Annotated in this window: 13 protein-coding genes; all 13 read left to right on the top strand. The window is 67.1% G+C overall.

The window, feature by feature from the left end:
* Positions 1-71 precede the first annotated feature (71 nt).
* Entirely contained in the window at positions 72-632 is a 561-nt protein-coding gene (frr, locus tag Q3A80_RS01100; RefSeq protein ID WP_006752152.1) for a ribosome recycling factor, read from the top strand.
* A gap of 49 nt (positions 633-681) precedes the next feature.
* Positions 682-1,464, top strand: a complete 783-nt coding sequence (gene uppS, locus Q3A80_RS01095) for a polyprenyl diphosphate synthase (protein ID WP_006758563.1) — start codon at positions 682-684, stop codon at positions 1,462-1,464.
* Positions 1,458-2,279: a phosphatidate cytidylyltransferase gene (locus Q3A80_RS01090; RefSeq protein WP_446327288.1), complete on the top strand. Its 822-nt coding sequence runs from the start codon at positions 1,458-1,460 to the stop codon at positions 2,277-2,279. Before uppS ends, Q3A80_RS01090 begins: the two co-directional genes overlap by 7 nt.
* Positions 2,280-2,294: 15 nt before the next feature.
* Complete coding sequence (locus tag Q3A80_RS01085) at positions 2,295-3,491, top strand: 1-deoxy-D-xylulose-5-phosphate reductoisomerase (RefSeq protein ID WP_446327287.1); 1,197 nt, start codon at positions 2,295-2,297, stop codon at positions 3,489-3,491.
* An 11-nt stretch (positions 3,492-3,502) separates the two neighbouring features.
* A complete protein-coding gene (gene rseP, locus Q3A80_RS01080; RefSeq protein WP_446327286.1) occupies positions 3,503-4,876 on the top strand; it encodes an RIP metalloprotease RseP in 1,374 nt (457 codons plus the stop codon).
* 64 nt (positions 4,877-4,940) lie between these two features.
* Positions 4,941-7,247, top strand: coding sequence for an outer membrane protein assembly factor BamA (bamA, locus tag Q3A80_RS01075; protein ID WP_044843770.1), 2,307 nt, complete (start codon positions 4,941-4,943; stop codon positions 7,245-7,247).
* A 64-nt stretch (positions 7,248-7,311) separates the two neighbouring features.
* Positions 7,312-7,809, top strand: a complete 498-nt coding sequence (locus tag Q3A80_RS01070) for an OmpH family outer membrane protein (protein ID WP_040144479.1) — start codon at positions 7,312-7,314, stop codon at positions 7,807-7,809.
* Between the two features lie 16 nt (positions 7,810-7,825).
* Positions 7,826-8,920, top strand: a complete 1,095-nt coding sequence (lpxD, locus tag Q3A80_RS01065; RefSeq protein ID WP_446327285.1) for a UDP-3-O-(3-hydroxymyristoyl)glucosamine N-acyltransferase — start codon at positions 7,826-7,828, stop codon at positions 8,918-8,920.
* A gap of 130 nt (positions 8,921-9,050) precedes the next feature.
* Positions 9,051-9,518, top strand: coding sequence for a 3-hydroxyacyl-ACP dehydratase FabZ (fabZ, locus tag Q3A80_RS01060; protein WP_006495559.1), 468 nt, complete (start codon positions 9,051-9,053; stop codon positions 9,516-9,518).
* Positions 9,519-9,585: 67 nt separating this feature from the next.
* A complete protein-coding gene (gene lpxA, locus Q3A80_RS01055) occupies positions 9,586-10,374 on the top strand; it encodes an acyl-ACP--UDP-N-acetylglucosamine O-acyltransferase (RefSeq protein WP_446327284.1) in 789 nt (262 codons plus the stop codon).
* Between the two features lie 3 nt (positions 10,375-10,377).
* Positions 10,378-11,547 (top strand): lipid-A-disaccharide synthase, encoded by a 1,170-nt coding sequence (lpxB, locus tag Q3A80_RS01050; RefSeq protein ID WP_446327283.1) that lies wholly within the window; start codon positions 10,378-10,380, stop codon positions 11,545-11,547.
* Positions 11,544-12,188, top strand: coding sequence for a ribonuclease HII (gene rnhB / locus Q3A80_RS01045; protein ID WP_446327282.1), 645 nt, complete (start codon positions 11,544-11,546; stop codon positions 12,186-12,188). Before lpxB ends, rnhB begins: the two co-directional genes overlap by 4 nt.
* Positions 12,185-12,967, top strand: coding sequence for a TrmH family RNA methyltransferase (locus tag Q3A80_RS01040; protein ID WP_446327281.1), 783 nt, complete (start codon positions 12,185-12,187; stop codon positions 12,965-12,967). Before rnhB ends, Q3A80_RS01040 begins: the two co-directional genes overlap by 4 nt.
* The last annotated feature ends 80 nt before the right edge of the window (positions 12,968-13,047 follow it).

The raw sequence follows: 13,047 nt of genomic DNA, 5'->3' as shown, positions 1-13,047 counted from the left end.
CGCCCGCCGCGGCGCGTGGCGCGCCGGGCGGGGCCCGCGTTCATTGAAGGTTTGAAGGTTCGGAGGTTGAAATGAGTGTCGCTGATGTCAAGAAGGGCGTAGAGCAGAAGATGCAGCGCTCGATCGAAGCGTTCAAGAACGATCTGGCGAAGATCCGCACGGGCCGTGCGCATACCGGTCTGCTCGATCACGTGCAGGTCGACTACTACGGGTCGATGGTGCCGATCTCGCAGGTCGCGAACCTGACGCTCGTCGATGCGCGCACGATCGGCGTGCAGCCGTGGGAAAAGAACATGGTCGCGAAGGTCGAGAAGGCCATTCGCGAAGCCGATCTGGGCCTGAACCCGGCAACGGCCGGCGACCTGATCCGCGTGCCGATGCCCGCGCTGACGGAAGAGCGCCGCCGCGAGCTGACCAAGGTGGTCAAGAGCGAAGGCGAGACGGCCAAGGTCGCGATCCGCAACCTGCGCCGCGACGCGAACGAAGCGCTGAAGAAGCTCGTGAAGGACAAGGAAATCTCGGAAGACGACGAGCGCCGTGCGAGCGACGACGTGCAGAAGCTGACGGACAAGCACGTCGCCGAAGTCGACAAGCTCGTGCAGAGCAAGGAAGCCGAGATCATGACGGTCTGACGACCGTCCTCGCGCGCCGCTTTCTTCCCGCATTACTGTCTCAACGGCCATGACCTATACCAGCTCTACCGTTCGCGTGCCTGACGTCGGCGCCGTGCCGCGTCATATCGCGATCATCATGGACGGCAACGGCCGTTGGGCGACCGAACGCCGCTTGCCGCGCGTCGCGGGGCACACCCGCGGCGTGGATGCCGTGCGGGCAGTGGTCGAAGGCTGCGCGCGCGCCGGCGTCGAATACCTGACGCTGTTCGCGTTCAGTTCGGAAAACTGGCGCCGCCCGAACGACGAGGTGTCGTTCCTGATGCGCCTGTTCATCACCGCGCTCGAGCGCGAGATCGGCAAGCTGCACGCGAACGGCATCCGCCTGCGGGTGGTCGGCGATCTCGAGCGCTTCGAGCCGCGCATCCGCGAGCTGATCCGCCGCGCCGAAACCAAGACGGCGCGCAACACCCGCCTCACCCTGACGATCGCCGCGAACTACGGCGGCCGCTGGGACATCCTGCAGGCGACGAAGAAACTCGTCGAGCAGGCCGTGCGCGAGGGACGCGAGGTCGACGTGACCGAAGACGCGTTCGCGCCGCACCTGGCGATGGCCTATGCGCCGGAGCCCGATCTCTTCATCCGCACCGGCGGCGAGCAGCGCGTCAGCAATTTCCTGCTGTGGCAGCTCGCGTATGCCGAGTTCTACTTCACGGACAAATACTGGCCGGACTTCGACGGCGCGGCGCTCGCCGACGCGATCGCGTCGTATACCGAGCGCGAGCGCCGTTTCGGGCGCACCAGCGCCCAGCTCGAACCGCAATCGCAGAACGCCGATTCCCTTTCATGCTGAAGACCCGTGTGATCACGGCGGTCGTGATGCTGGCAGTGCTGCTGCCGGTGACGCTGTTCGCGCCGCTCGGCGGCTTTGGCGCGCTGATCGGCGTCGTGCTCGTGTTTGCCGCATGGGAATGGGCGCGCCTGCTGAAGCTCGGCGCGGCCGGCTCCGTCGTCTACGCGATCGTCGCGGCGCTCGCGCTCGCGGCCACCGCGCCGCTCGGCGTCGACGCGACTTCGTCCCGTCCCCTTTTCATGGCGGCCGGCGTGTTCTGGCTGCTGGTCGGCCCGTTCTCGCTGCGGCGCAAGCCCGCGCTCGCGGGCGGCGTCTGGCGCCCGTTCCTGCTCGCGGCGGGCCTCGTGGTGTTCGCGGCCTGCTGGCACGCGCTCGTCGCGGCGCGCGCGCAGGGCGTTCCGTTCGTGCTGTCGCTGCTTCTCGTCGTCTGGCTCGCCGATATCGGCGCATACTTCGCGGGCAAGGCCTTCGGAAGGCGTAAACTGGCCATCACGATCAGTCCCGGCAAGAGCTGGGAAGGCGCGGTCGGCGGCTGGCTGGCCGTGATGATCGTCGCCGGCGTCGCGATGGCCGCACACTGGTTCGAGCCGACCCTGTTTTCCGCGTTCGCCGCACGCTACGGGTTGCCCGGCGCGTGGGCCGCGCTGACGCTGCTGGTGATCTACAGCGTGATCGGCGACCTGTTCGAGTCGCTGCTCAAGCGGCAGGCGGGCGTGAAGGATTCGAGCGGCCTGTTGCCCGGTCACGGCGGCGTGCTCGATCGCGTCGACGCGCTGCTGCCCGTGCTGCCGCTCGCAATGCTGCTGCTTGGTTAAACCACTATTTCTGTTATGCAAAAACGTCTGACACTGCTCGGTTCCACGGGCTCGATCGGAGACAGCACGCTCGACGTGGTCGCGCGCCATCCCGAGCGTTTCTCGGTCTACGCGTTGACCGCGCACCGCAACGGCGACAAGCTCGTCGAGCAGTGCCTGCGCTTCGCCCCCGAAGTCGCGGTGGTCGGCGATGCGGCGACGGCCGCGCACGTCGAGGCCCGGCTGCGCGCCGCGGGCAGCAAGACGACGGTGCTGTACGGGCCGCAGGCGCTCGTCGACGTGTCGAAGAGCGACGGCTGCGACACGGTCGTCGCCGCGATCGTCGGCGCGGCCGGCCTCGCGCCGAGCCTCGCGGCCGCGCGCGCCGGCAAGCGCATCCTGCTCGCGAACAAGGAATCGCTGGTGATGTCGGGCGCGATCTTCATGGACGCGGTGCGCGACCATGGCGCGATCCTGCTGCCGGTCGACAGCGAACACAACGCGATCTTCCAGTGCATGCCGCGCGACGAGCGCGAGCACGGCGGCATCTCGAAGATCATCCTGACCGCGTCGGGCGGCCCGTTCCGCACGCGCGAGCCGGCCACGCTCGTCGACGTGACGCCGGACGAGGCATGCAAGCACCCGAACTGGGTGATGGGCCGCAAGATCTCGGTCGATTCCGCGACGATGATGAACAAGGGCCTCGAGGTGATCGAGGCGCACTGGATCTTCGGCCTGCCTGGCGACCGGATCGACGTGCTGATCCATCCGCAGAGCGTGATCCACTCGCTCGTGTCGTACCGCGACGGCTCGGTGCTCGCGCAGCTCGGCAACCCGGACATGCGCACGCCGATCGCGCACGCGCTGGCATTCCCCGAGCGCGTCGACGCGGGTGTAGAGCAGCTCGACCTCGCGCAGATCGCGCAGCTGTCGTTCGAGAAGCCCGACTACGCGCGCTTCCCGTGTCTCGCACTCGCGCTGAAGGCGCTTGAAGAGGGCGGTATCGCGAGCGCCGCGTTGAACGCGGCGAACGAAATCGCGGTCGAAGCGTTTCTCGAGCGCCGGATCGGCTTCATGGCGATCGCGGCGACGGTCGACGCGGTGCTCAATGCGCTGCCGAACCGCAACCCGAACGGGCTCGACGACGTCCTGGCGGCGGATGCCGAGGCACGCCGCCTCGCCGCCGAGATCATTGCGAAAGCGCCTGCGCCACGCGTGGAGCGTACTGTCTGAATGAGGTGCTCATGAACGTGCTGGTCGAACTGATCGCGTTTGCGGTGGCGATCGGGGTGCTGGTCGTCGTGCATGAGTACGGACATTATCGCGTCGCGCGCTGGTGCGGCGTGAAGGTGCTGCGTTTCTCGATCGGTTTCGGCCAGCCCGTCGCGCGCTGGGTCAGCCGCCGGACCGGCACCGAATGGACGCTTTCCGCGCTGCCGCTCGGCGGGTACGTGAAGATGCTCGACGAGCGCGAGCCGGGGCCGGGCGTGAAGCCCGAGGAGCTCGGCCAGGCGTTCAACCGGCAATCGGTGTTCAAGCGCATCGCGATCGTCGCCGCGGGCCCGATCGCGAACTTCCTGTTGGCAATCGTCCTGTTTTCCGTCGTATTCGCGACCGGCGTGACCGAGCCGGCCGCGGTGCTCGCGCCGCCGGCCGCCGGCACGGTGGCGGCTCGCGCGGGCTTCGACGGCAGCGAGACGGTCGTGTCGATCCGCGATGCCGACGGCGGCGACGCCGTGCCGGTGCGCTCGTGGTCGGACCTGCGCTGGAAGCTGCTGTCCGCCGCGTTCGATCATCGCGAGGTCGTGCTCGGCGCGCGCGACGGCGGTGCGTCGACGTTCGACTTCCGCGTCGACCTGCGCAATGTTCCCGAAAGCCAGCTCGACGACGATTTCATGATGCACCTCGGTTTCGAGACCGGCGGCGGCACGTTGTCGGTCGCGTCGGTGCAGCCGGGGAGCGCGGCCGAGCAGGCAGGCCTGAAGGCCGGCGACAAGCTGCTCACGCTCGACGGCAAGCCGATCGGCGGCGCGTCGCGCTTCATCGACACGGTGAAGCACCACGCGGGCGAGGCAGTCGATCTGCAGGTCGAGCGCGGCGGCGCGACGCAAACCGTGAAGATCGTGCCGCAGGCGCAGCGCGACGACGAGACGGGGCAGCAGATCGGCCGGATCGGCGCGGCGCTGTCGATGCACACGCCGTCGGTCGACGTGCGCTACGGGCCGCTCGAGAGCCTGCGGCTCGGCGCGCACCGCACGTGGGACATCGCCGTGTATTCGCTGAGGATGTTCGGCCGGATGATCACGGGCAATGCGTCGCTGAAGAACCTGTCCGGCCCGGTGACGATCGCCGACTACGCAGGCAAGAGCGCGCGGCTCGGTCCGTCGGCCTTCCTGTCGTTCCTCGCCCTTGTCAGCATTAGCCTCGGGGTGCTGAACTTGCTGCCGATTCCCGTTTTGGACGGGGGGCATCTGTTATATTATCTGGTTGAAGCCGCGACCGGGAAAGCCGTCTCGGAGCGCTGGCAGCTGATTCTGCAAAGAGCCGGGTTGATCTGCATCGTCGCGTTGTCGGCGATCGCGCTGTTCAACGACCTGGCTCGGTTAATCCATTTCTGAAGCGTCAGGCGGCGGCCGGTCGGCCGCCGCCTGATTTGATGCAGCTAAATATTGGGGATGCACGTTGTTCAAACCTCATCGCTTTGTACCTAAGACAGTTGCAGCGGCCGCGCTCGCCGCGCACGGCCTCGCGGCGCATGCAGCGGCACCGTTCGTGGTGCAAGACATCAAGATCGAGGGGTTGCAGCGCGTCGAAGCGGGTTCGGTGTTCGCGTACCTGCCGATCAAGCAGGGCGATACCTTCACCGACGACAAGGCATCCGAAGCGATCCGCGCGCTGTACGCGACGGGCTTCTTCAACGACGTGCGCATCGCCACCCAGGGCAACGTCGTGATCGTGCAGGTGCAGGAGCGTCCGGCCATCGCGTCGATCGACTTCACCGGCACGAAGGAATTCGACAAGGACAACCTGACGAAGGCGCTGCGCGCGGTGGGTCTGGCCGACGGCCGCTACTACGACAAGGCGCTCGTCGACAAGGCGGAGCAGGAGCTCAAGCGTCAGTACCTGACGCGCGGCTTCTACGCGGCCGAGGTCAAGACGACGATCACGCCGGTCGACGCGAACCGCGTGTCGATCCTGTTCGCGGTCGCCGAAGGCCCGAGCGCGAAGATCCGCCAGATCAACTTCATCGGCAACAAGGCGTTCAGCACCAGCACGCTGCGCGACGAGATGCAGCTGTCGACGCCGAACTGGTTCTCCTGGTACACGAAGAACGACCTGTACTCGAAGGAAAAGCTGACGGGCGACCTCGAGGCCGTACGCTCGTACTACCTGAACCGCGGCTACCTCGAGTTCAACATCGAGTCGACCCAGGTGTCGATCTCGCCGGACAAGAAGGACATGTACCTGACGGTCACGCTGCACGAAGGCGAGCCGTACACGGTGTCGGGCATCAAGCTGTCGGGCAACCTGCTCGATCGCGAAGCCGAACTGAACAAGCTGATCAAGATCAAGCCGGGCGATCGCTTCTCGGCCGAAAAGCTGCAGCAGACGACGAAGTCGATCGTCGACAAGCTCGGCGAATACGGCTACGCATTCGCGACCGTCAACGCTCAGCCGGACATCGACCAGGCGAACCACAAGGTGAACCTGAACCTCGTCGTCGATCCGAGCCGCCGCGTGTACGTGCGCCGCATCAACGTGGTCGGCAACACGCGCACGCGCGACGAAGTCGTGCGCCGCGAAATGCGCCAGCTCGAAAGCTCGTGGTTCGATTCGAACCGCCTCGCGCTGTCGAAGGACCGCGTGAACCGTCTCGGCTACTTCACCAACGTCGACGTGACGACGGTGCCGGTCGAAGGCACGAACGACCAGGTCGACGTGAACGTGAAGGTCGACGAAAAGCCGACCGGCGCGATCACGCTCGGCGCGGGCTTCTCGTCGACGGACAAGGTCGTGCTGTCGGCCGGTGTGTCGCAGGACAACGTGTTCGGCTCCGGCACGAGCCTGTCGGTGAACGTGAACACCGCGAAGAGCTACCGCACGCTGACCGTCACGCAGGTCGACCCGTACTTCACGGTCGACGGCATCAAGCGGATCACCGACGTGTACTACCGCACGTACCAGCCGCTCTACTACTCGACCAGCTCGAGCTTCCGGATCATCAGCGCGGGCGGCAACCTGAAGTTCGGCATTCCGTTCTCGGAAGTCGACACCGTGTATTTCGGCGCGGGCTTCGAGCAGAACCGCCTCGACGTCGACTCGAACACGCCGCAGAGCTACCAGGATTACGTGAACGAGTTCGGCCGCGTGTCGAACACGGTGCCGCTGACCGTCGCGTGGTCGCGCGACGCGCGTGACAGCGCGCTGATCCCGAGCCGCGGCTACTTCACGCAGGCGAACGTCGAGTACGGCGTGCCGGTCGGCAAGATCCAGTACTACAAGGCCGACCTGCAGGCGCAGTACTACTATTCGTTCTCGCGCGGCTTCATTCTGGGCCTGAATCTGCAGGGCGGCTACGGTAACGGTATCGGCAACCCGTACCCGATCTTCAAGAACTACTACGCGGGCGGTATCGGCTCCGTGCGTGGCTACGAGCCGAGCTCGCTGGGCCCGCGCGACACGAAGACGAACGACCCGATCGGCGGTTCGAAGATGGTGGTCGGCAACATCGAGCTGACGTTCCCGCTGCCGGGCACCGGCTACGACCGCACGCTGCGCGTGTTCACGTTCCTCGACGGCGGTAACGTGTGGGGCAACGCGCCGGGCGGCACGAGTACCGGCGCGAACGGCCTGCGCTACGGCTACGGTGTGGGTCTCGCGTGGATCTCGCCGATCGGCCCGCTGAAGCTGAGCCTCGGCTTCCCGCTGCAGAAGCACGAAGGCGACCAGTACCAGAAATTCCAGTTCCAGATCGGGACGGCGTTCTGATCGAACGCATGACAACAGCAACGAGAGGGTAATTTTGCTAACCGGTAAGTTTTCGAAACGAGTGATGTGTGCGCTGACCGTTGCGCTGGCCTTGGGCGCGGCGACGGCACACGCTCAGGACGTCGCCCGCATCGCGGCGGTCAATTCGGATCGGATCCTGCGCGAGTCCGCGCCTGCCAAGGCGGCGCAGACGAAGCTCGAAGCCGAGTTCGCGAAGCGCGACAAGGATCTGCAGGACCTCGCGGCGCGCCTGAAGTCGATGTCCGACTCGCTGGACAAGAACGGTGCGTCGTTGTCGGCGGCCGATCGCGCGCAGAAGCAGCGCGATCTCGCGCAGCTCGATACCGACTTCCAGCGCAAGCAGCGCGAGTTTCGCGAAGACCTGAACCAGCGCCGCAACGAGGAGCTCGCGGCGGTGCTGGAGCGCGCGAACAAGGTCATCAAGCAGATCGCCGAGCAGCAGAATTACGACCTGATCGTGCAGGAAGCCGTGTACGTCAGCCCGCGCATCGACATCACCGACAAGGTGCTCAAGGCGCTCGCGTCCGGCTCGACGAACTGAACGGAGCAGACGACGAATGGCATTGACGCTCGAGGCACTCGTAAAGCGGTTCGGCGGCGAGATCGCCGGCGACGCCCAGTGCACGGTCAGCGGCCTCGCGCCGCTCGACCAGGCAGGCCCTCAGCAACTCGCGTTTCTCGCGAACCCGAAGTACCTGTCGCAGGTCGAGACGACCCGCGCCGGCGCGGTGCTGATCGCGCCGAAGGATCTCGAAAAGCTGCGTGCGGCCGCCAATGGCGGGTCGGCAGGCCCCGGCAATTTCATTGTCACGCCGAATCCGTACGCGTACTTCGCGCGCGTCGCACAAATGTTCATCGATCTCGCCACGCCGCCGCGCGCGGCCGGCGTGCATCCGAGCGCGACGATCGATCCGGCCGCGCAGGTCGCCGCGACCGCGGTGATCGGTCCGCATGTGACGGTCGAGGCCGGCGCGGTGATCGAGGACGGCGTGCAGCTCGACGCGAACGTGTTCGTCGGCCGCGGCACGACGATCGGCGCGGGCTCGCACATCTATCCGAACGCATCGGTGTACCACGGCTGCAAGATCGGGCCGCGCGCGATCATCCACTCGGGTGCCGTGATCGGCTCCGACGGTTTCGGCTTCGCGCCGGATTTCGTCGGCGACGGCGACGCGCGCACCGGCAGCTGGGTCAAGATCCCGCAGGTCGGCGGCGTGACCGTCGGCCCGGACGTCGAGATCGGCGCGAACACGACGATCGATCGCGGCGCGATGGCGGACACCGTCATCGAGGAATGCGTGAAGATCGACAACCAGGTCCAGATCGGCCACAACTGCCGGATCGGCGCCTATACGGTGATCGCCGGCAGCGCGGGCATCGCGGGCAGCACGACGATCGGCCGCCACTGCATGATCGGCGGCGCGGCGGGCATCGCCGGCCACGTGACGCTCGGCGACTACGTGATCATCACCGCGAAGTCGGGCGTGTCGAAGTCGCTGCCGAAGGCCGGCATCTACACGAGCGCATTCCCGGCCGTCGACCACGGCGAATGGAACAGGAGCGCCGCGCTCGTGCGCAACCTCGACAAGCTGCGCGACCGCATCAAGGCGCTCGAAACCGCGCTGGCCGCCCAGGGCGGCACGGACGCCTGACCGACACCATGCGAGACCACGAATCGGGCACGGCCAGCGCAACCGGCCCGGTTCGCCAGACTGGGCCGCGCGGCGGCCCGCTTCAGCCTTTGCATCACCACCGCGCAGCCTCTGCGTGAGACGAACCATCATGAGCACTGAAAAAATCAATCTCGACATCCACAAGATCCTCACGCTGCTGCCGCATCGCTATCCGATTCTGCTCGTCGATCGCGTGCTCGAACTCGAGCCGCACAAGGGGATCAAAGCGCTGAAGAACGTGTCGATCAACGAGCCGTTCTTCCAGGGGCATTTCCCGAAGCGGCCGGTGATGCCGGGCGTGCTGATTCTTGAAGCGCTCGCGCAGGCGGCCGCGCTGCTGACGTTCGCGGAAGAGCAGCCGAAGGATCCGGAAAACACACTGTACTACTTCGTCGGCATCGACGGCGCGCGCTTCAAGCGCGTGGTCGAACCGGGCGATCAACTGATTCTGAACGTGACGTTCGAACGCTACATTCGCGGTATCTGGAAGTTCAAGGCGGTGGCGGAAGTGGACGGCAAGGTCGCGGCGGAAGCCGAGCTGATGTGCACGGTCAAGACGGCCGACGCGGCGCCCTGAGCGACGCGGCACGCATGAGTAACGCAACGCGAGCAACGCGACACATCACATCGAGAGGCAACGGCGCATGACCAGGATTCATCCCACCGCGATTGTCGAACCGGGCGCGCAGATCGACGAGTCCGTCGAGATCGGGCCGTACGCGATCGTCGGGCCGCACGTCACGATCGGCGCGCGCACGACGATCGGCTCGCACAGCGTGATCGAAGGTCACACGACGCTCGGCGAGGACAACCGCATCGGCCATTACGCGTCGGTCGGCGGCCGTCCGCAGGACATGAAGTACAAGGACGAGCCGACGAAGCTCGTGATCGGCAACCGCAACACGATCCGCGAATTCACGACGATCCACACCGGCACGGTGCAGGACGTCGGCGTGACGACGCTCGGCGACGACAACTGGATCATGGCCTACGTGCACATCGGCCATGACTGCCGCGTCGGCAACAACGTGATCCTGTCGAGCAACGCGCAGATGGCCGGTCACGTCGAGATCGGCGACTTCGCGATCATCGGCGGGATGTCCGGCGTGCACCAGTTCGTGCGCATCGGCGCGCACTCGATGCTGGGCGGCGCGTCGGCACTCGTGCAGGACGTGCCGCCGTTCGTGATCGCGGCCGGCAACAAGGCGGAGCCGCACGGCATCAACGTCGAAGGCCTGCGCCGGCGCGGTTTCTCGCCCGACGCGATCTCCGCGCTGCGCAGCGCGTACCGGCTGCTGTACAAGAACGGCCTGTCGCTCGAGGAAGCGAAGGTGCAGTTGCGCGAACTGGCGGCCGCGGGCGGCGAGGGCGACGCGGCGGTGACCGCGCTCGTCGAGTTCGTCGACGCGTCCCAACGCGGCATCATCCGCTAAGCGATGTCGCTCCCGACCAATCAGCTCCGGCTCGCAATGGTGGCCGGCGAGCCGTCGGGCGATCTGCTCGCGGCATCGCTGCTCGGCGGGCTTCAGGAGCGGCTGCCCGCGTCGACCCGGTACTACGGGATCGGCGGGCAGCGGATGCTCGCGCACGGCTTCGACTCGCACTGGCAGATGGACAAGCTGACGGTGCGCGGCTACGTCGAGGCACTGGGGCAGATTCCCGAGATCCTGCGGATTCGCGGTGAACTGAAGCGGCAGCTGCTCGCGGAGCGGCCGGACGCGTTCATCGGCGTCGACGCACCCGACTTCAACTTCAGCGTCGAACAGGCCGCGCGCGACGCGGGCATCCCGTCGATCCACTTCGTGTGTCCGTCGATCTGGGCGTGGCGCGGCGGGCGGATCAAGAAGATCGCGAAGTCGGTCGACCACATGCTGTGCCTGTTTCCGTTCGAACCGGCGATTCTCGACAAGGCCGGCGTCGCGTCGACGTATGTCGGTCATCCGCTCGCCGACGAGATTCCGCTCGAGCCCGACACGCACGGCGCGCGCATCGCGCTCGGGCTGCCGGCCGACGGCCCGGTGATCGCGGTGCTGCCGGGCAGCCGGCGCTCGGAGATCGGCCTGATCGGCCCGACGTTCTTCGCGGCGATGGCGCTGATGCAGCAGCGCGAGCCCGGCGTGCGGTTCGTGATGCCGGCGGCGACGCCCGCGCTGCGCGAGCTGCTGCAGCCGCTCGTCGACGCGCATCCGCAGCTCGCGCTGACGATTACCGACGGCCGTTCGCAGGTCGCGATGACGGCCGCCGACGCGATCCTCGTGAAGAGCGGCACCGTCACGCTGGAAGCGGCGCTGCTGAAGAAGCCGATGGTGATCTCGTACAAGGTGCCCTGGCTGACCGGACAGATCATGCGCCGGCAGGGTTATCTGCCGTACGTCGGCTTGCCGAACATCCTGGCCGGGCGTTTCGTCGTGCCCGAGCTGCTGCAGCATTTCGCGACGCCCGAGGCGCTCGCCGATGCGACGCTCACGCAGCTGCGCGACGACGCGAACCGCCGCACGCTGACCGAAGTCTTCACCGAAATGCACGTGTCGCTGCGGCAGAACACGGCCGCGAAAGCGGCCGAGGCCGTCGTGCGCGTGATCGAGCAACGCAAGGGGCGCGCATGACGATAGCGCGTGCTCCGCGCCGCCGCGCGTCCGACGACGTGCAGGGCGGTTTCGACTTCACCCGGCCCGACGAGATCGTGTGCGGCGTCGACGAAGCGGGCCGCGGCCCGCTCGCGGGGCCGGTCGTGGCCGCCGCGGTGATTCTCGATCCCGCGCAGCCGATCGACGGGCTCGACGATTCGAAGGCGCTGTCCGCGAAAAAGCGCGATGCACTGTACGAGCTGATCGTCGCGCGCTCGCGTGCGTATTGCGTCGCGTCGGCCAGCGTCGACGAGATCGACACGCTGAACATCCTGCACGCGACGATGCTCGCGATGAAGCGCGCGGTCGAGGGCCTGTCGGTCGTGCCGACGCTCGCGCAGATCGACGGCAACCGCTGCCCGACGCTGACGGTGCGCGCCGAGGCGATCGTCAGCGGCGACGCGCTGGTGCCGAGCATTTCGGCCGCGTCGATTCTCGCGAAGGTCACGCGCGACCGGATGCTCGTCGAACTGCACGAACGCTACCCGGTGTACGGCTTCAACGTGCACGCGGGCTACGGCACCGAGAAACATCTTGCCGCGCTGCGCGAGCACGGCCCGTGCGAAGCGCATCGGCGCTCGTTCGCGCCCGTGCGCGCGGCACTTGACCTGATTCGATGAAGAGCATCACTTCCCGCGACAACCCGCTGTACAAACGCCTGAAGGCGCTCGCGGGCTCGACGTCTCAGCAGCGCCGCGGCGGCCACGCACTGCTCGAAGGTTTCCATCTCGCCAGCGCGTATCTCGACACGGGCGCCACGCCCGAGCTGTGCGTCGCGACCGAAGGCGCGCTCGCGCATCCCGAAGCGCAGGCGATCGTCGCGCGCATCGACGCGCAGCGGGTCGTCACGTTGCCCGACGCCTTGTTCGGGCAACTGTCGAACGTGGTCAGCGGCGTCGGTTTCCTGCTGCTCGTCGACCGGCCCGCGCAGCCGCTGCCCGAGCGCGTCACGCACACGTCGGTCGTGCTCGACGGCGTGCAGGATGCCGGCAACGTCGGTTCGATCCTGCGCAGCGCGGCGGCGGCCGGCGTGCGGCACGTGTTCTGCGCGCCCGGCACTGCGTATGCATGGTCGTCGAAGGTGCTGCGTTCGGGGATGGGCGCGCATTTCCTGTTGTCGATCCACGAAGACGTCGAACCGGACGCGCTCGCCGAACGTCTCGACGTGCCGGTCGCGCTGACCGATTCGCACGGCGCGCAGGCCGTCTACGATTGCGACCTGGGCGGGCCGGTCGCGTGGGTGTTCGGCAACGAGGGCGCCGGCGTGTCGGCGTTCTGGCGCGATGCGGCGACGCACCGCGTGACGATCCCGCAACCGGGCGGCATGGAATCGCTGAACGTCGCGGCCGCGGCGGCGGTGTGCCTGTTCGAGCAGGTGCGGCAGCAGCGGCGCGCGTGACGTGACGGCGCGCGCACTGCGTTGTGCGCCGATGTTCCCGTACCATGAAAAAGGCCGCGTTCGACGCGGCCTTGTTGCTG

The sequence above is a fragment of the Burkholderia sp. SR8 genome (assembly GCF_052851275.1).
Note: the sequence above shows the minus strand (reverse complement) of the source record. Positions and strands in the feature narration are given on the sequence as shown.